This window comes from Sphingobium sp. YR768, from assembly GCF_900111125.1.
Classification (GTDB): domain Bacteria; phylum Pseudomonadota; class Alphaproteobacteria; order Sphingomonadales; family Sphingomonadaceae; genus Sphingobium.
Genome location: NZ_FOGE01000003.1, coordinates 171774 through 189801, shown reverse-complemented (window position 1 = coordinate 189801; position 18028 = coordinate 171774). Strand labels below are relative to the sequence as shown.

At 63.9% G+C, this 18028-nt stretch carries 19 protein-coding genes; 11 read left to right on the top strand and 8 right to left on the bottom strand.

Annotation, left to right across the window (positions count from 1 at the left end):
- Nucleotides 1-44 precede the first annotated feature (44 nt).
- From bamA to rpmE, 4 genes are all read left to right on the top strand, one after another.
- Nucleotides 45-2684 (top strand): outer membrane protein assembly factor BamA, encoded by a 2640-nt coding sequence (gene bamA, locus BMX92_RS05495; protein ID WP_093013139.1) that lies wholly within the window; start codon nucleotides 45-47, stop codon nucleotides 2682-2684.
- The gene (locus BMX92_RS05490) at nucleotides 2684-3337 is read left to right on the top strand and encodes an OmpH family outer membrane protein (RefSeq protein WP_093013136.1); all 654 of its coding nucleotides are present in this window, start codon (nucleotides 2684-2686) and stop codon (nucleotides 3335-3337) included. Before bamA ends, BMX92_RS05490 begins: the two co-directional genes overlap by 1 nt.
- A 4-nt stretch (nucleotides 3338-3341) precedes the next feature.
- Nucleotides 3342-3818: a 3-hydroxyacyl-ACP dehydratase FabZ gene (gene fabZ, locus BMX92_RS05485; protein WP_093013133.1), complete on the top strand. Its 477-nt coding sequence runs from the start codon at nucleotides 3342-3344 to the stop codon at nucleotides 3816-3818.
- A 113-nt stretch (nucleotides 3819-3931) separates the two neighbouring features.
- Entirely contained in the window at nucleotides 3932-4156 is a 225-nt protein-coding gene (gene rpmE / locus BMX92_RS05480) for a 50S ribosomal protein L31 (protein ID WP_066861944.1), read from the top strand.
- A gap of 240 nt (nucleotides 4157-4396) precedes the next feature.
- Here rpmE and aroB read toward each other — a convergent pair whose 3' ends face one another.
- Nucleotides 4397-5512: a 3-dehydroquinate synthase gene (aroB, locus tag BMX92_RS05475; protein WP_093013130.1), complete on the bottom strand. Its 1116-nt coding sequence runs from the start codon at nucleotides 5510-5512 to the stop codon at nucleotides 4397-4399.
- Nucleotides 5503-6051, bottom strand: a complete 549-nt coding sequence (locus BMX92_RS05470) for a shikimate kinase (protein ID WP_093013127.1) — start codon at nucleotides 6049-6051, stop codon at nucleotides 5503-5505. Before BMX92_RS05470 ends, aroB begins: the two co-directional genes overlap by 10 nt.
- A gap of 97 nt (nucleotides 6052-6148) precedes the next feature.
- On the opposite strand from BMX92_RS05470, the gene BMX92_RS05465 reads away from it, so the two are divergent.
- From BMX92_RS05465 to BMX92_RS05445, 5 genes are all read left to right on the top strand, one after another.
- The gene (locus BMX92_RS05465) at nucleotides 6149-6337 is read left to right on the top strand and encodes a hypothetical protein (RefSeq protein WP_093013124.1); all 189 of its coding nucleotides are present in this window, start codon (nucleotides 6149-6151) and stop codon (nucleotides 6335-6337) included.
- A 5-nt stretch (nucleotides 6338-6342) separates the two neighbouring features.
- Entirely contained in the window at nucleotides 6343-8166 is a 1824-nt protein-coding gene (locus tag BMX92_RS05460; protein WP_093013121.1) for a hypothetical protein, read from the top strand.
- A 2-nt stretch (nucleotides 8167-8168) separates the two neighbouring features.
- A complete protein-coding gene (locus BMX92_RS05455; RefSeq protein ID WP_093013118.1) occupies nucleotides 8169-9101 on the top strand; it encodes a tyrosine-type recombinase/integrase in 933 nt (310 codons plus the stop codon).
- 11 nt (nucleotides 9102-9112) lie between these two features.
- The gene (locus BMX92_RS05450; RefSeq protein ID WP_093013115.1) at nucleotides 9113-10057 is read left to right on the top strand and encodes an acetyl-CoA carboxylase carboxyltransferase subunit alpha; all 945 of its coding nucleotides are present in this window, start codon (nucleotides 9113-9115) and stop codon (nucleotides 10055-10057) included.
- Between the two features lie 129 nt (nucleotides 10058-10186).
- Nucleotides 10187-11662, top strand: coding sequence for a M48 family metalloprotease (locus BMX92_RS05445; protein ID WP_093013112.1), 1476 nt, complete (start codon nucleotides 10187-10189; stop codon nucleotides 11660-11662).
- 68 nt (nucleotides 11663-11730) lie between these two features.
- Here the strand turns inward: BMX92_RS05445 and BMX92_RS05440 are convergent, their stop codons facing one another.
- Together BMX92_RS05440 and BMX92_RS05435 are read right to left on the bottom strand one after the other, a co-directional pair.
- Nucleotides 11731-11892 carry a Flp family type IVb pilin gene (locus BMX92_RS05440; protein ID WP_093013110.1) on the bottom strand — a complete coding sequence of 54 codons (162 nt, stop codon included), beginning with the start codon at nucleotides 11890-11892 and terminating at the stop codon, nucleotides 11731-11733.
- Between the two features lie 139 nt (nucleotides 11893-12031).
- Complete coding sequence (locus tag BMX92_RS05435) at nucleotides 12032-12217, bottom strand: Flp family type IVb pilin (protein WP_093013927.1); 186 nt, start codon at nucleotides 12215-12217, stop codon at nucleotides 12032-12034.
- Nucleotides 12218-12300: 83 nt separating this feature from the next.
- Here BMX92_RS05435 and BMX92_RS05430 point away from each other — a divergent pair, with 83 nt between their 5' ends.
- Nucleotides 12301-12708: a (deoxy)nucleoside triphosphate pyrophosphohydrolase gene (locus BMX92_RS05430; RefSeq protein WP_093013107.1), complete on the top strand. Its 408-nt coding sequence runs from the start codon at nucleotides 12301-12303 to the stop codon at nucleotides 12706-12708.
- Nucleotides 12709-12869: 161 nt separating this feature from the next.
- Here the strand turns inward: BMX92_RS05430 and bfr are convergent, their stop codons facing one another.
- The 3 genes from bfr to BMX92_RS05415 all read right to left on the bottom strand — a co-directional run bounded on the left by bfr (nucleotide 12870) and on the right by BMX92_RS05415 (nucleotide 14986).
- Nucleotides 12870-13349, bottom strand: a complete 480-nt coding sequence (gene bfr / locus BMX92_RS05425) for a bacterioferritin (RefSeq protein WP_093013104.1) — start codon at nucleotides 13347-13349, stop codon at nucleotides 12870-12872.
- Nucleotides 13350-13513: 164 nt separating this feature from the next.
- Nucleotides 13514-13684: a (2Fe-2S)-binding protein gene (locus tag BMX92_RS05420; protein ID WP_093013101.1), complete on the bottom strand. Its 171-nt coding sequence runs from the start codon at nucleotides 13682-13684 to the stop codon at nucleotides 13514-13516.
- A 60-nt stretch (nucleotides 13685-13744) separates the two neighbouring features.
- Nucleotides 13745-14986: a DUF418 domain-containing protein gene (locus tag BMX92_RS05415; protein WP_256213288.1), complete on the bottom strand. Its 1242-nt coding sequence runs from the start codon at nucleotides 14984-14986 to the stop codon at nucleotides 13745-13747.
- A gap of 528 nt (nucleotides 14987-15514) precedes the next feature.
- Here BMX92_RS05415 and BMX92_RS05410 point away from each other — a divergent pair.
- Entirely contained in the window at nucleotides 15515-16288 is a 774-nt protein-coding gene (locus BMX92_RS05410) for a methyltransferase domain-containing protein (protein WP_093013924.1), read from the top strand.
- Here the strand turns inward: BMX92_RS05410 and BMX92_RS05405 are convergent.
- Nucleotides 16246-17916 (bottom strand): glycoside hydrolase family 43 protein, encoded by a 1671-nt coding sequence (locus BMX92_RS05405; RefSeq protein ID WP_093013096.1) that lies wholly within the window; start codon nucleotides 17914-17916, stop codon nucleotides 16246-16248. The two genes, BMX92_RS05410 and BMX92_RS05405, sit on opposite strands and share 43 nt — an antisense overlap.
- Nucleotides 17917-18028: the final 112 nt, after the last annotated feature.

The window sequence follows — 18028 nt, the reverse complement described above, 5'->3', positions numbered from 1 at the left end:
AGTAACATTGAATTTGCATTTTTGAGGTGAAGCGGGTGACAGCGATGAACAGCAGCATGAGGCACCGGCCGGTCATGGTCGCCCTGTTGGCGACGACCATGATTGCAGGCGTGCCGATCGCCCCTGCGCTGGCGCAGGGAGCGCCCGCACAGTCCGCCCCGGTGGCCGCCGCCACGTCCTCGGTCGCGCCGCAGGGCACGATCCGCGCGATCACGGTGAACGGCACCCAGCGGCTGGAGCCGGACACGGTATTGTCCTACACCAAGCTGCGCGTCGGCCAGTCCTACAGCCAGGAGAGCCTGGACCAGGCGCTGCGCGACCTGTACGAAACCGAACTGTTCGCCGACGTCCAGATCCGCAATGACAATGGATCGCTGACGGTCGAGCTGAAGGAAAATCCGGTCATCAATCGTATCGTCCTTGAAGGTAATAAGCGCCTCAAGGAAGACAAGATTCGTCCTGAAATAAAACTGGCTCCGCGCCAGATTTATACCCGGTCGAAGGTGCGCGCGGACGTCGCCCGCATCGTCGAGCTTTATCGCCGTCAAGGCCGTTTTGCCGCGACGATCGAGCCGAAGATGGTCCAGCTGGACCAGAACCGCGTCGACATCGTGTTCGAAATCTCGGAAGGGCCCAAGTCCAAGGTCCGCCAGATCAACATCATCGGCAACGAGAAGTTCAAGGACGGCGAACTGCGCACCCAGATGGTGACGAAGCAGTCGCGCTGGTTCCGCGTCTTCTCGTCGGGCACCAGCTATGATCCCGATCGTCTGGCCTATGACCAGCAGAAGCTGCGCCAATTCTACCTGACCGAAGGCTATGCCGATTTCCGCGTGATTTCCGCCGTCGCGGAACTGACGCCGGACAAGCAGGACTTCATCATCACTTATGTCGTCGAAGAAGGCGATCGCTACAAATTCGGCGACGTGAAGGTCGAATCCGACATTCGCGACCTGTCCGGCGACGGCCTGACCAAGCGCCTGCCGATGAAGAAGGGCGACTGGTACAATGCCAAGCTGGTGGAAGACACGGTCGATACGCTGAGCGAGACGGCGGGCCTGTTCGGCTATGCCTTCGCGGACGTTTCGCCCGACTTCAATCGCGAGAAGGAAAGCCTGACGATGGGGATTAATTTCCGCATCGCCAACGCGCCGCGCGTCTATGTCGAACGGGTCGACATCAACGGCAACACGTTGACGCAGGACAAGGTCGTGCGCCGCGAATTCCGTCTGGCCGAAGGCGACGCCTTCAACAGCTTCCTCGTCAAGCGCTCGAAGGATCGCATCAACTCGCTCGGCTTCTTCCAGGAAAAGCTGGACGTCGAGCAGAAGCCCGGCTCCGCGCCCGATCGTATCGTGCTGGAAACCAATGTGCAGGAAAAGTCGACCGGCGAACTGTCGCTGTCGGCCGGTTATTCCTCGCTGGAACGCTTCATCGTGTCGGCGTCGATCACGCAACGCAACTTCCGCGGCAAGGGCCAGGAACTGCGCACCAGCGTCAGCTACTCCTATTATAGCAAGTCGGCGGAAATCGGGTTCACCGAACCCTATTTCATGGACAAGAGCATCGCGGTGGGCGGCGATATCTATCGCCGTGACCTCAACAGCTTCCGTTACCTGAATAACAATGATCGCCAGACCACCTATGGTCAGACCACGACCGGTTTCCAGCTCCGGGCGGGCGTGCCGATCACCGAATATATGTCGCTCGCGCTGCGCTACAGCCTGAATTATGACGATGTGACGCTGGACAAGAGCACCTATTACACCGATGGCGTTTGCGACCCGCTGCTGGCGGGCCGTTATCTGTGCGACGCGATCGGTAAGCGGTTGACGTCGTCGGTCGGCTACTCGCTGATCTATGACACGCGTGACAACCGCATCCGGGCGACCCGCGGCCAGAACATCACGCTGAGTCAGGATTTCGCGGGTCTGGGTGGCGATGTGAAATATGTTCGCACGCGCCTGTCGGCGTCCAAATTTGTACCGCTGGGTGCAGGCTTCATCTTCTCGCTGTCGGGTGAAGGTGGTTATATCCACAGCCTGGAAGGCGAACGGCGCGACTCGGCTGGTGATCTGGTGGATGCCGTCCGTCTGACCGACCGCTTCTTCCTTGGCAATCCGCAGATTCGTGGCTTCGACATTCGTGGTATCGGCCCGCGCGTTAAGCGCTATTATTTGCAGGCGCAGACGGATGACGACGGCAAAGTCACCTATGTCCGCAATGGCAGCAACAATAGCGTCTCCGACGATGCGCTGGGCGGCAAGATCTATTATCTCGCTCGCGCTGAAGTGGAAATTCCGCTGGGTTCGGGTGCGCGCGAAATGGGGCTGCGTCCTTCGATCTTCGCCGATGTCGGCGCCGTGGGCGGATTGAAGAATCCGGGCACCAACAATTTTGCTGGCTATTGCACCGTTACCACTGGCACAACGTCTACAACCGTCCGTGCGCCCTCGGTCGGTAATTGTGACACGCCGGCTGTCGGCTCGACCGCCACCTATGCCGGAGGCGCATTTGATGAAGTATATCTCGGCGACACGCTCAAGCCGCGTTTGTCGGTAGGCTTCGGCGTCAACTGGAACTCGCCCTTCGGCCCGTTCCGGATCGACGTCGCCAAGGCCCTGCTGAAGCAATCAGGGGACGACACCAAACTCATCAACTTCAATGTGGGGACTCAGTTCTAATGAAGACCTTGTTTAAAGCCGCGGCGCTCGTTCTGGCGCCCGCGACCGCCATCGCCCTGACTGCCGTCCCGGCCATTGCCCAGACCAAGTCGGGCATCGCTGTCGTCGACCTGGAAGAAGCCGTCGCCAAGAGCGCCGCCTTCACCACGGCGATGACCCAGATGCAGACCACCTACAAGCCGCAGCTGGACCAGATCAACACGCGTCGCACCGCGATCGAAACCGATCTCAAGGCCAAGAATGACGCCTTGCAGGCCGCCTACAAGGCCGCCGGCAACAAGCCGACCCCGGCGATCGAAACCCAGTATCAGCAGCTTCAGGCCGCGCAGCAGGGCGGTCAGGCCGAATTGCAGCGTCTGAGCCAGCCGGTCGCGCTGGCCCGCGCCTATGTGGAAGAGCAGGTCGTTTCCAAGCTGGACGACGCGCTCAAGGCCGCGACTGCCAAGACCAAGGCGGAAATCGTGCTGAAGCGTGCTGCGGCCGAGAGCTTTGCTGCTTCGGCTGACATCACGACTGCTGTCGTGACCGAACTGAACACGCTGATCCCGACCGCGTCGATCACGCCGCCGGCTGGCTGGCAGCCGGGTGGCCGTCAGGCCGCTGCTGCGGCGCCCGCCCCGGCGACCCCGGCGCAGGCGCCCAAGTCGCGCTGATAAGATGACCGGAGAGGTTGAAACGACCGCCCGTGGCCCGATGGATATCCGTCGGGTCATGGCATCCCTGCCGCATCGCTACCCGATGCTGCTGGTCGACCGCGTGGTGACGCTGGTGCCCAACCAGTCGATCCACGCGATCAAGGCGGTGTCGGTGAACGAGCCCTTTTTCCAGGGCCATTTCCCCACCCGGCCGATCATGCCCGGCGTGCTGATCGTGGAAGCGATGGCGCAGGCCGCTGGCGTGCTGGCGGTGGATTCGATGAATCTGGCCGATTCGGGCAAGCTGGTCTATTTCATGAGCATCGACGGGGCGAAGTTCCGGTCGCCGGTGGAGCCGGGCTGCCTGCTCGACCTGCATGTCGAAGTGACCCAGACTCGCGGATCGATCTGCAAGTTCAGCGGCAAGGCGATGATTGAGGGCAAGCTGGCGGCGGAAGCGAATTTCGTCGCCATGATCAGCGATCCGCCCAAGGATTAAGGCGTTCACGCATTACTGGACTTGCCTAGGCGCGCCGAAACAGCTAACGGCGCGCCTTCGCCATTTTCTGCATCCGGCCGGTCGGAAACCGGCCATTTAAGGAGCCATACGCCATGAAGGCCAATACGCACCCCGATTACCACCTCATCACCGTCCAGATGACCGACGGCACCACCTTCCAGACCCGCTCGACCTGGGGCAAGGAAGGCGACACGCTGGCGCTCGACATCGATCCCAAGTCGCACCCGGCCTGGACGGGCGGCAACCGTCAGCTGGACACTGGCGGCCAGGTGGCGCGCTTCAACAAGCGTTTCGGCGGTCTGACGCTGAAGAAGTAATCGGCCTTTTCAAGGTACGAATGGAAAGGGCGCCCGAGGGCGCCCTTTTTGTGTTTGTGAGCGGGGGGCTGATCATGCCCTCTCCCGCCGGGAGAGGGAGGGAGCCGCGCGAAGCGCGGCGGAAGGGTGAGGGGGAAAGGCTGGGTTATGCGTCGCCCTCACCTTCCCACTCGGCTGCGCCGAGCGGGCCCCTTCCTCTCCCGGTGGGAGAGGAAATTAGCGCATGTCCAACCGCAGCGCTTATGCGCCCGTCTGCGCCCGCTCTTCATCCAGAAACGCGGCCACATCGTCTAGCACCACATCCTTCGACAGGAAGGTCTGGCCGATGCCGCGCGCCAGCAGGAAGGGCAGGGTGCCGGCGGCCATCTTCTTGTCGTGCAGCATATGGCCGACCAGGGCGGGGCCGTCCGCCTTCACATGGGCAGTGGCGAGGTCGTGGGGCAGGCCCACGGCCTTGAGATGCGCGGTGACGCGGGCGGCGTCCTCCGCCGAGCAGAGGCCCAGCCGCGCGGAATAGCGGAAGGCCAGCGCCATGCCGGCCGCGACGCCTTCGCCATGCAGCAGCGTGTCGGAAAAGCCGGTGTCGGCCTCCAGCGCATGGCCGAAAGTGTGGCCGAGGTTGAGGAGGGCGCGGCGGCCCGAGGTTTCGCGCTCGTCATCGGCGACGATCGCGGCCTTGGCCTGTACGCTCTTTTCGATCGCTTTGGTGCGCGCGTCCGGATCGCCGGCGAGCAGTGCTCCGGCATTGGCTTCGCACCAGTCGAAGAAGGCGGGATCGTCGATCAGGCCATATTTGACGACTTCGGCATAGCCTGCGCGGGTTTCGCGCGGCGGCAGGCTGTCGAGCGTCGAGGGATCGATCAGGACGAGGGCGGGCTGATAGAAAGCCCCGATGAGATTCTTGCCGGCCTTCGCATTGATCGCGGTCTTGCCGCCGACGGACGAATCGACCTGCGCCAGCAGGGTGGTGGGCACCTGAATGAAGTGGCAGCCGCGCTTCAGGATCGAGGCGGCAAAACCCACCAGATCGCCGATCACGCCGCCGCCCAGCGCGATGATATGGTCGCCGCGCTCGATCTCCAGCGCCAGCAGCGCGTCTAGCAGTTCTTCCAGATGACGCCAGCTCTTGGTCTGTTCGCCCGGCGGCAGGATGATCGGCTCCACCGCGACATTGGCGGCGCGCAGGCTGGCTTCCAGGCGGGGCAGTTGCGCCCTGGCGACATGGGCGTCGGTCACGACCACCAAGCGTCCCTTGCGGGCATAGCCGCGCAATATCTCGCCGGCGCGGTCGAGTGCGCCCTGTTCGATCAGGATATCATAACTGCGCGCGTCCAGCGCGACCCGGACTAATGCCATGCCGTCAATTGCTCCATGATCCGCTCGACCGCGACTTCGTGCGGGGCGGCGATGCTCTTCACATGAATGGGGGCGAGCGCGTAGATCGGATTACGCACCGCGGCCAGTTCGGTCAGCACCACGCGCGGATCGCGATTCTTGAGCAGCGGCCGGCTTTCGCGGCGACCGACGCGGTCGATCAAAATCTCGATATCGGCGTCCAGCCAGACGGCGGTGGCGGCCTCCAATATCAGCCTGCGCGTTTCATCCTGCATGAAGGCGCCGCCGCCGGTGGCGATCACCTTGGGCACGCCGTCCATCAGCCGGGCGATCACGCGGCGTTCGCCGTCGCGGAAATAGGATTCGCCATAGCGTTCGAAAATCTCCGTCACGCTCATGCCGGCGGCCTTTTCGATCTCCTCATCGGCGTCGACGAAGCTGAGGCCGAGGCGCGCGGCAAGACGGCGGCCGACGGTCGATTTGCCTACGCCCATCATGCCCACCAACACGATGGGACCACGTCTGGTCTGGCTCTCCGGGATTTTGCTGTTTCGCTGCATGGCGAGGGGGGCTATACAGCCAGCCGTCGCAGAGGCAAATCGCATCTTTTCCCCCGACGTCCGGCCTTGCAGGCCGATCAGCTTAAGCCAAGGACCTATGAAGAATAATCGTAACTTCAGCAGTTTCGAAAGCAGTTCGCGCCGCCGTGGCAGCCGTCTGCCGATCCTTCCCATCGCTCTGGTCGTGCTGCTGGCGCTTCTGCTGGCCTTTTTCTGGTCGCGCGGTGGCGAAAAGCCGCAGCAGCGCGTCGAAAAGCCCATCCCCGCCGAGAAGCTGGGCCAGTAAGGCGGATGCGCTGGCCGCGGGGGAACGCCAAATGGGCGCTGGGCAGCTTTGCGCTCGCTCTGGCCTTGCCCGTGGTGGCGCAGCAGGCGCCCGAATCGCTGTTGCCGCCGGGCTTCGGCGATGCGCCGGAAGCGCCGCCCGCCGCGCAGCCATCGCGCCCCACGCAGGCAGCATCAACGGCGCCCGCGCCCGGATCGCCAAGCGCGCCGATGGTGCAGCCGCTCAATCCGGCCACGCCGCCTGACCTGTCGCTGATCGCCAATGCCGCCGAAGAGGAACTGACGCCTGAGGAAATCGCGGCGCAGAAGGCGAAATATGACCTGCCGGATACGGCGCGTCGTTCGCTCGACCGGATCGGTCCGCTGACGCCGCAGACGCGCGGGTTCGAACCCGATGCCTTTGGCGGCGAATCGGGCAAATATCTCGCCGCGCTGATGAAGGAGACGCATGCGCCGATCGTATCGCGCTGGGCCTCCATCCTGCTGCGCCGTGCGCTGCTGACCGCGAGCGACACGCCGCGCGATATCGATGGCGCGGACTGGGCGGCTGAACGCGCCTGGCTGCTGTTGCGCATGGGGGAGGCCGACAATGCCCGGTTGATGGTGCAGAGCGTCGATCCCGACCGCTATTCCGCGCGCCTCTATGCCGTGGCGATGCAGACCTATCTGGCGACCGCCGACCCGGCGGGCCTGTGTCCGCTATCGGCAGGCGCGCTGCGCTTCAGCAAGGAACCCGGCTGGGACATGACGCGCGCCATGTGTGCGGCGCTGTCCGGCGATCAGGGCACGGCCAGCGGCGCGCTCAATCAGGCGCAGCGCAAGGGCGTGGTGCGCGGCGTCGACTATCGGCTGGCGGAAAAGATCGTCGGCACCGGCTTCAACGCGCGCCGTTCGGTCAAGATCGAATGGGACGGCGTGGACCGCCTGACCGCCTGGCGCTTCGGTCTGGCGACGGCGCTGAATGTCGAGATACCGCAGGAACTTTATGGCACGGCGGGGCAGCATGTCCGCGCCTGGGAAGCGCGCGCGCCGGCGCTGACGGCGCTGCGGCGGCGACCGGGCGTCGATATCGCGGCGCGGCTGGGCGTATTGTCCAATGCGGCGCTGGTCGGCTTCTATGGTCAGGTCCGCACCGATGGCGATGTGCCGGGCGACTTGGCCGACAAGATCGACGCGCTGCGCACGGCCTATGCCGGTGCGACGGTGGGCGATCGGCTGGGCGGCATGCGCAACTGGTGGGGTGATGAAGCCAAGCCGGACTATGTCGGCCTGATCGCGACGGCGCGGGCGGCGGCCGCTCTGCCGGTGGCGCAGGCGGAAGCGCAGGATGCGGCCAATCTGGTCGCGGCCATGCTGACCGCCGGTTATGACCGCAATGCCGCGCGCTGGGCGCGGGCGATCGGCCAGCTGGACGGCGCGGGTGCGTCGCAATTCTGGGCCTTGCTGGCGGTGGGTGCGCCCAGCCCGGTGGCCGACATCAATAGCAGCCGGGTATCGGGCTATGTCAGCGATGCAGGGCCGGAAAAGGGCCGGATGCTGATTGCCGCGCTGGCCGGGCTGTCGCGCCTGTCCGGGCAGGATGCCGTGTCGCTGGCGCAGGATAACGGCGTGACGCTGGCGGCCAACAGCCGCTGGGCGCGCGCGATCGGCGCGGCGGCCGGGCGGGGTGAAAAGGCCACGGTGGCGCTGCTGGCGGCAGTGGGCATGCAGGGCAATGACTGGAGCCATTTGCCGGCGGGGCATCTCTATCATGTCGTGGCGGCGTTGCATCGCGTGGGGCTGGACCCCGAAGCGCGCATGATCGCGGCCGAGGCGATCAGCCGTAGCTGACCATGGGGCAGGATGACGCCGCCCTGATCGACCGCTTTCTGGAAATGATGGCGGCGGAACGCGGCGCGTCGCGCAATACCTTGCTGGCCTATCGCGCCGACCTGACCGGGGCGGGCGACTTGCTGGGGGGGCTGGGCGGCGCGAGCAAGGCTGCGATCGGGACGCTGGCGGAACAATGGGCGGCGCTGGCGGCCTCTTCCGTGGCGCGCAAGACGTCTGCGTTGCGGGCCTTCTACGCCTTTCTGGAGGAAGAGGGACTGCGCGCCGACAATCCTTCCGCCGCTTTGCCGCGCCCGGTGCGGGGACGATCTTTGCCCAAGATATTGTCGACGGGTGAAGTCGATCTGTTCTTTGGCTGGATCGCTGAACGACTGGCGGTGGAGCATCCCGTTCCCCTCGACCTGCGGCTCGCGGCGCTGATCGAATTGCTCTATGGATCGGGCCTGCGCGCGACCGAACTGGTGTCGCTGCCGCGCCGGGCCTTGGCGGTGGACCGGCCCTTCCTGATCCTGAAGGGGAAGGGCGCGCGGGAGCGGCTGGTGCCGATATCCGATCGGGCGCGCGCCGCCGTGGCCGCCTGGCTGCCCCATGTGCCGTCGGACAATATGTGGCTGTTTCCTTCAGGGAAGAGCCATTTGAGCCGCATCCGCCTGTATCAACTTGTGAAAAGCCTGGCCGCTGCGGTGGGCATCGCGCCCGAACGGGTCAGCCCACATGTGCTGCGCCATGCCTTTGCCACTCATTTGCTGGAGGGCGGGGCGGACCTGCGTGCGCTGCAGATGATGCTGGGCCATGCGGATATTGGCACGACGCAAATTTATACCCATGTGGACAGTCGACGGCTGGTCGAACTGGTCAATCAGCGCCATCCGCTGGCGGCAATGACAGGCCGGAACCCGCATCCGCGCGTTGACGGCGACGCGCCATCGCCCTAACGCCTTGCGCCATGGTAAGCTTTCTGGAATTTGAAAAGCCGATCGCGGAGCTGGAAGCGCGCATCGTCGAACTGCGCGCGACCGCCAGCGTGGGTGATATCAACATCGATGGCGAGATCGCGACGCTGGAGCAGCGCGCGGCCAAGCTGCTGGGCGACACCTATGCCAAGCTGACGCCCTGGCAGAAGACGCAGGTGGCCCGGCACCCCGACCGTCCGCATTTCAAGGACTATGTCGCGGGGATGTTCGACAATTTCATGCCGCTGGCGGGCGACCGCGCCTTTGCCGACGATCAGGCGATCATCGGCGGCTTCGCCACGCTGGGCGAGCGCAAGGTCATGGTGATCGGCCACGAAAAGGGCGACGATACCGCCAGCCGCGTGCGCCACAATTTCGGCATGGCCAAGCCCGAAGGCTATCGCAAGGCGATCCGCCTGATGGAACTGGCCGACCGATTCGGCCTTCCGGTAGTCAGCCTGGTCGACACGTCGGGCGCTTTTCCAGGCGTGCAGGCGGAAGAGCGTGGTCAGGCCGAAGCGATTGCTCGTTCGACCGAAGCCTGTCTGGCGCTGGGCGTGCCGATGGTGGCGGCCGTGGTAGGCGAAGGCGGATCGGGCGGCGCGATCGCGCTGGCGGCGGCGAATCGCGTGCTGATGTTCGAACATGCCATTTATTCGGTGATTTCGCCCGAAGGCTGCGCATCGATCCTGTGGCGTACCGCCGAAAAGGCGAGCGACGCGGCGACCGCGATGCAGGTGACGGCGCAGCATTTGAAGACGCTGGGCGTGATCGACCGGATCGTGGCCGAACCGGTGGGCGGCGCGCATCGTGATCCGGTGCTGGCCATCGCCAATCTGGGTTCGGCGATCGAGGCGGAACTGGATGCGCTCGATGGTCTGGGCGCGCAGGCGCTGCGCACTGACCGCGCCGACAAATTCCTCGCCATCGGCGTCTGAACCCTGCCCGGCCGGGCGCTATCGACCGGCCGGAAAACAGGATTGATTGCGCGCTCTTCGCTCGCTTTTCCGGGAACGGCCCGCCATGGTTGCTCGTTACGTAGGGGTAACGGCAGAGGGTGGAGAGTCATGAACTGGAAGATGTCGCTGGGCTGCACGGGTGCGGCGCTGGCGGTGGCGTTGAGTGCGCCGTCGGTGATCGGGCAGCAGCGGGCGATTCGCACCGTTTCCTCGATCAGCGCGCAGGAAAAGGCGAGCGGCGCCAAGCAGCATCCTGAATTGCTGAAGGAATTTGGCGGCGCTTATGTAGGCCCGCAGGCCAAATATGTGGAAGGGGTCGGGCGGCGGATCGCGGTCCAGTCCGGCCTGTCCAATGCGCAGGGGGATTTTACCGTCACCCTGCTCAACAGCCCGGTGAATAACGCTTTCGCTATCCCCGGCGGCTATGTCTATGTCACGCGGCAATTGATGGCGCTGATGAATGACGAGGCCGAACTGGCCGGCGTGCTGGGGCATGAGGTCGGCCATGTCGCCGCTCAGCATGGCCAGCGGCGGCAGAAGGCGGCGCAGCGCAATGCTATTGGCGGGGCGCTGCTGGGCGCGCTGGCGGGAGCGTTTCTGGGCGATTCGGGCCTGGCCGGACTGGTGCAGAAGGGGATCGGCACGGGTAGCCAGTTGCTGACGCTCAAATTCTCCCGCAGTCAGGAATATGAGGCGGACGATCTGGGCATCCGCTATCTGGCGTCGGGCGGCTATGATCCGCGCGCGCTGTCGGACATGCTGGCGTCACTGGCGGCGCAGAGCAATCTGGATGCGCAGGTTGCGGGTAATGCGCGATCGACTCCGGAATGGGCGAGCACCCATCCTGATCCCGCGTCCCGTGTGACGCGCGCCGCAGAGGTCGCATCCACGACCCGATCGACCAGCAAGGTGCGCAATCGGGACGCCTTCCTCAATGCGCTGGATGGCGTCCTCTATGGCGATGATCCCAAACAGGGCGTGATCGACGGCAATCGCTTCCGTCATCCCCACCTGCGCGTCGCCTTTGCGGCGCCCAGTGGCTTTGGCATGGAAAATGGGTCGGATGCGGTGTCGATCACCGGATCGGGCGGGCAGGCGCAGTTCAGCGCGGCGGCCTATACGGGCAATCTGGCGACCTATATCAACAGCGTGTTCGCCAAGCTGGGCGGCGGCGATGGCGTGCCGGAGGGAGAGGTGAGCCGCACCACCGTCAACGGTCTGCCGGCCGCCTGGCGCACGGTGCGCGCGAGCAGCCAGTCCAGTCAGGTCGACGCCACTGTCTTCGCTTATGAGTTTGGCGACGGCAAAGCCTATCATTTCCTGCTGCTGACGCCGGCGGGGAAGGGCATTGGTCCCTTCACTTCGATGGTGCAATCGGTGCAGCGCCTGTCGGCGCAGGAAGCGGCGGCGATCAAGCCGCGCCGCGTACAGGTGGTGACGGTCAAGGCCGGCGACACCGTCCAGTCGATGGCCAAGCGCATGGCCTATAGCGATTATCCGCTGGAACGCTTTTTGACGATCAATGCGCTGACATCCGGCGCCACGCTGCGGCCGGGGCAGCGGGTTAAGATCGTGAGCTGGTAAAGGGTGTAAACGAAAAGAGGCGGCGGACCCAAGGTCCGCCGCCTCCTGTCCCGACAATCGTCTCAGGCTTACTTCAGGTTGCCCGAAACATTGTTGAAGGTGCTGCCGAGCTTGCTGCCCAGGCTGGTCATCGCGCCGATGGCAGCGACGGCGATCAGAGCGGCGATCAGGCCGTATTCGATCGCGGTGGCACCCTTTTCATTCTTCAGCATCTTACGGACGAACTTCATCTGACGTCTCCTTGATTGAATTTCTACGTTAAACTACCCGGCCGCCCCGCTTGGATAATTGGTGGTCAGCAAGACTTGAATTAGAGCCGCTCTGTTGAAAAACCCTTAATGGGCATAAGCGGCTGTCAAATATTGATGGTTAATTGTTGGTTACTTCTGTCGCGACGTTGTTCCACATCTTGGTGGTCTTGTTCGCGACATTGGTGAGCGCGGCGATCATGGCCAGAACGACCATCGCCAGGATCAGCGCATATTCGATGGCGGTGGCGCCGCGTTGGCACCGCACCAGTCCCCATCGGGCAATGATCTCTAGAAGCCCGCGCATCATTATCCCCACTTGGCTACAGACAGTCCCCGCAAGACGTGTAAAGCAAGCACGGTTAACAAAGCCCTTTTGCCCGGAACCTTATGTCGTCTTTTTCTCCCCTGTTAGTTGTCGCCGTAGCGTTGGTGGATGCCGATGGCCGCGTGCTGTTGCAGCAGCGTCCGCCCGGCAAGGCGCTGGCGGGCCTGTGGGAATTTCCGGGTGGCAAGGTGGAGCCGGGCGAAACACCCGAAGCGGCGCTGGTGCGCGAGCTTGAAGAGGAATTGGGGATAGAGACGCATGCCAGTTGCCTGGCGCCCGCGACCTTCGCCAGCGAACCGCTGGGCGACCGGCATCTGCTGCTGCTGCTCTATGTCTGTCGCAAGTGGAAGGGCGTGCCCCAGATGCACGAAGCGACGGCGCTCAAATGGGTGCGTCCGGCCCAGATGTACGGGCTGGAGATGCCGCCGGCGGATTTGCCGCTGATCGGGCTGCTTGAAGCGTTGCTCTAAGAGTCTTTTTGGAAATACGCCTCTGGTGCGGGATCGAAAATGCGCTCTTCCGCGCATTTTCCAAAAGGGCTCTGACAGAAAAAGGGGCGCCCCAATGGGACGCCCCTTTTAAGATAATCGGCAAGCCGGGGAGGATCAGTCTTCCCCCGATCGCGGAGCGATCAGTCTTCCTTGGCCTTGCTCTGCAACTGGACATAATTCTGGATGCCCATGCGTTCGATCATTTCGAACTGGGTTTCCAGCGTGTCGACATGCTCTTCCTCGCTTTCGAGGATATATTGGAACAGGTCGCGGCTGACGAAATCCTTGATGGATTCGCAATAGGCGATCGCGTCGCGCAGCACGGGCAGCGCTTCATATTCCAGTTCGAGGTCGGCCTTGAGGATTTCCTCGACGGTTTCGCCGATCTTCAGGCGGCCGAGCAGCTGGAAATTGGGCAGGCCGTCCAGGAACAGGATGCGTTCCGCCACCTTGTCCGCATGCTTCATCTCATCAATGGATTCGGCATATTCGAACTTAGCCAGCTTCTCGATGCCCCAATGGTTGAGCACGCGATAGTGGAGGAAATATTGGTTGATCGCGGTCAGCTCATTCTTGAGCACCTCGTTCAGATAGTCGATGACCTTCGGGTCGCCCTTCATGGCGTTATACTCCGGCAGAATAGGGGGAACGCCGTCAGTATATCGTTTCGGCTACTGTCTGTTAAGCCAAAAACCCTTGATAATCGGGCATTTTCCACCATGCTATTGCGTGATGTTCTCGCCTTTCCCGTGCGGATGCTTCGCAATCCCGTCAGGCGAACCTGTCAGGCCGAAGCGCGCTCCGCGGCGATGATGGTGCGGGCGAAGGACACGCACTGGCCGCATTTAGGGCGGCGGCCAAATTGGGCGTAAGCGCTGCACGGCGTATCAGCGCCGTTACGTGCCGCTTCCCGCACGTCTTTTTCCCGAATAGCATTGCAAACGCACACGACCATCGAAGAGATTCTCCTGATGGCTGTGGAGATAGCGCGTCTGATAATGGGTCGCAATAGTATTCAGGTGATTTTGCGAATCTTTTGCGGCCGGCCGAGGCACAGGCTGCGCCAGACCCATTCGGCCGGTCCCATCGCGAATCGGGCTGCATAGGGTTTCGACCAGAGCAGCATCGCCGCCCAGCTCGCCAGAACGAACAGCGGGAGCAGGGCCGGGCGGACATGGGCGAACAGGCCAAGGCCCCAGCCATAGAAGAGCGCGGTCATGATCAGGCTGGCGCCCAGATAGTTGCTGAGCGTCATCCGGCCGGCGGCGGCGATGCGGCCGATCAGCGGGCTGGCGCGATGGCGGGCCATCAGCCAAAGGATCAGCGCGGCCCAGCCGACGGTGAGCGGGATGCGGAAGGGCAGCGACCAGGCAAGGGCGACGCCATAAGCGGGGAGCGGCGCGAAACCGCTCCACCACACCCACAAAGCGAGGCCCGCCATGGGCGGCAGACCGATGAGGAAGCAATGGCGCGCGGTGCGGCGATATTGCTCCGCGTCCCAGCCGCCGGTCAGGAAGCCGCCCTTCAACATTGCCATGCCGAGCAGCATGAAGCCCAGCGTCTCAAAGGCGGTGAACAGGAAGCCCCACACCCATTCGCCGGGAAATTCGGCCAGCTTCGCTTGCAGGATCGTGGCAAAGCCGCTGCGATAGGTGAGGATTTCGCCCTGCGTCGCGGTGTTGGCGGGATCGGCCAGCGCGCTCATGAAATCGGCAAAGCCGGTGCGCATGGCGATGCTGGCATCCGGTGCGGCGGTGCCGTTCCGCCAAAGATAGAGGCTGGCGATGAAGGCTGCGACCAGCAGGAATTGCAGCAGGAAGCAGAGGAAGGCGCGCTTGACCAGAGCGAGCGGCTCCTGCCCGACGAAGAGCATCGCGAACAGGCCGACCAGCGCATAGACGCGCAATATGTCCCCCCACCACAGCAGGAAGAAATGCGCGCAGCCCAGCACGAATAGCCAGCCGAGGCGAACCATCTGCGTGCGCCGCCCGTCGCGCCCGGCCATTTCCTCCCGATCGATCAGCAACAGCATCGATGCGCCGAACAGCAGGGCGAACAGGCCGCGCATCTTGCCGTCCACGAACAGCAGGCTCACCGCCCAGAAAACCACGTCCCCGGCCCCCGTCCAGCCCGATACCGCCGGATTGAAATAGGCATTTTGCGGCAGGGCGAAGGCGGTGATGTTCATCCACACTATGCCCATGACCGCGCAGCCACGCAGCACGTCCATGGCGGGAATGCGGGGGGAGGATGACATGGAGGCGGGTTCCTTTGGGGGGGGGGCGGTCGGCGCGGTAAGGCTTTGCCAATGCGCCTAGTGCCTTTGCATAGGTGGTGAAAAGGTTCTTGTTCCTTGCGGTTGTATTTTAGCGCGGCTGGGTGGCGTGCATATGTTCGGGATGGAGGGAAGTCGACCAGAAGTGGACCTTTCCATCATCGTCGCCCTGAACTTGTCTCAGGGTCCATTCCTCCTCTTGGTCAATGGACCCGGAGGCGGGATGGATGCTGAAACAAGTTCAGCACGACGGAATGGGGAAGCCGCCGTTACCGACCAGAAGTCGACATACACGGCGATGGTGTGCTCCTGCGAAAGCAGGAGCCTAGGGGCGCCCTGACGCTTCATTGCCCTGGGTTCCTGCCTTCGCAGGAACACGGTTGGGCTAGAACCGGAATGTCGTGTTTTCACCCAAACCCGCCCTCCAGCGGCACCTGAATTTACCCACGCCACCCAGCCTGCGTCGCCAAAACGTTGACCATGGCCCTGCAAATCGCCAATGCCTCACCCATGAATGACAGCCGCAAACAACGGATAAGCGACGCCTTCGGTGCGGCGGCGGGCCATTATGAGGCGCATGCCGGGCCGCAGCGGCTGGCGGCGGCGATGGTGGCGGATATTGCGCAGCGGCAGAGGGGGAAGGGCGTGGCGCGCATCCTGGAGGTGGGATGCGGCACCGGCCTGCTGACCCGCGACATCCAGTCCCGCTGGCCGGGCGCGGAACTGATCGCCACCGATATTTCGCCGGGCATGCTGGAGCAGGCGGCGTCGCATGGCCGGGTTGCGGGGCAGTTTCTGGCCATGGATGGCGAAGCGCCGCCGTTCGACGGGCCGTGGTTCGACCTGATCCTGTCCAGCCTGGCCTTTCAGTGGTTCGATGATCTGCCTGCGGCGATCGGACGGCTGGCCGGGCTGTTGCGGCCGGGGGGAAGCCTGATCTTCTCGACCATGGGGCAGGGCAGCTTTGCCGGTTGGCGTGCCGCCCATGCCGCCTGTGGGGAGGCGAGCGGGGTGCCGGACTATCCGTCGATCGAAGCCCTGCGCGCGATGCTGGCGGGGCAGGAGGATGCCTTCGCCTTTGAAGAGACGGTCCTGTTGGAGGCCCATGGCGCGCGGGCCTTGCTGGCGCATCTCAAGGGCATTGGCGCGGTCGTGCCGGATGCGGGGCGCAGGCCGCTCGGCCCGGCGGCGTTGCGCCGGGTCATGACGGCCTATGATGCGGCGGGTGGCCGCGACGTCTATCAGTTATTGATCGGCCGGGTGACGCGCGCCGCCCAGGCATAGGGGCCGATGATGGTGCCCACGAAGCCGCCGGCCTGCTTCGTGCTGAGGAAGCGGATATCGACATCGGCCGCTAATGTCCGGGCGCCATCGCCGCTGTCATAGCTGGCGCGCATCCGGCCGCCGTCCATGTGCAGCGTCAAGGTGACGGGCTTCGCGGTATCGATCGGGGCGGAGGCGATCAGGCGGTCGCTGTCCGTATCTTCGCGCGCCAGCAGGGCGATGTGCGGGGCGCCGTCGCGCTGGATGAGGCCGAAGAAGAGGAAGCTGCGGTCCGACTGGATCGCCACCAGCCCGGCCCGGTCGCCCTCCGCTTCGGGGCGATAGGTCAGCCGGGTCGAAATGGTGGCGACATGCTGCTGTTGCCGTCGCCCGATAAAGGCCGGGGCGCCGGACAGGTCGCCGATCGGCGTGGCGCCGTCCAGCATCAGGGCGCCACCTTCCAGCCGATAGACGGGCTGCTTTGGCGTGCGGATGCCGATCCATGCCGGGCTTAGCCGTGAACCGTTGAAATCATCATGATAAGAGAAATCGCCGCTGGTTGGTGGGACGTCGCTCGCTCCGCTAGGCAAAGCGGGGCGCGGCGCTGCATAGGGAATGGGCGCGCCGTCCGGCAGGATATGCGGCCAGCCATTCCGCCATATGACCGGCAGCAGGAAAGTTTCCCGCCCGATATTATAGAGGTCCGGGCCATAAGGCCGGGTGGCGAGGAAGGTCGCCCACCAGTCGCCCTTTTGCGTCTGGATCAGCTTGGCATGGCCGGCCGATGTCACCGGATTCGGGCGATCGGGGTTCAGGCTGCGCTGGCTGAGGATCGGATTATGCGCATAGGGGAGGAAAGGGCCGCGCAGGTCGCGTGACCGGAACACCACTTCGCTATGCTTGTCGCCGGTGCCGCCTTCGGCCGCGATCAGATAATAAAAACCTTCGCGCTTCAGCAGGTGAGGCCCTTCGATCCAGACGGGCTTGGCGGCGATGTCGACGCCGCCATTGACGATCTGGGTCGATGGGCCGGTCATCTTTAGCTGGCGCCAGTCAAATTCCTGCACCCAGATGGCGCGGTGCCCTTCATAGCGGGCAGGCTCGGCAGGCGCGCGGTTGTTGACGATGAAGGCGCGGTCGCCCTCCCAGTAGAGGGACGGGTCGATCCCTTCGAACGGCAGCCATGTCGGGTCGGACCATGGCCCGGCCGGATCGCGCGCGGTCATCACGAAATTGCCGCGACAATCGACGCAGGTGCCGACGATGTAGAACAGCCCGTCATGCCAGGAGATGTCGGGCGCGAACATGCCGCGTGAGGTGCGCAGGCCGGAAAAATCGAACTGGCCGGGCCGGTCGATCGCGTTGCCGATCTGCCGCCAGTGGACCATGTCGGTCGATTGGAAGACGGGCAGGCCCGGATAATGGGCGAAGGAGGAATTGACGAGATAATAGCTGTCGCCGACGCGGGTGATCGACGGATCGGGATAATAGCCCGACAGGACCGGATTGCGACAGTCTCCGGGCGCGGGTGTCACCTGTTCCTGCGTCCGGCCGTCATAGCGGAAATCCTCGAAGCGGGCGGGGCCTGCCAGGGCCGATGTGGTGAGGGTGGCGCAGAACAACAGGGCGGCGCGGACGGTCGGGTGCAAATATCCTCTCCTTCTTTTACACCGTCAGCATAATATCCGCGCATTGATAGCGCTATCATTATTAAGTCGTAGGGGCGGCAGCTAAAGATTAACTTCTTTCCCCCTATCCATG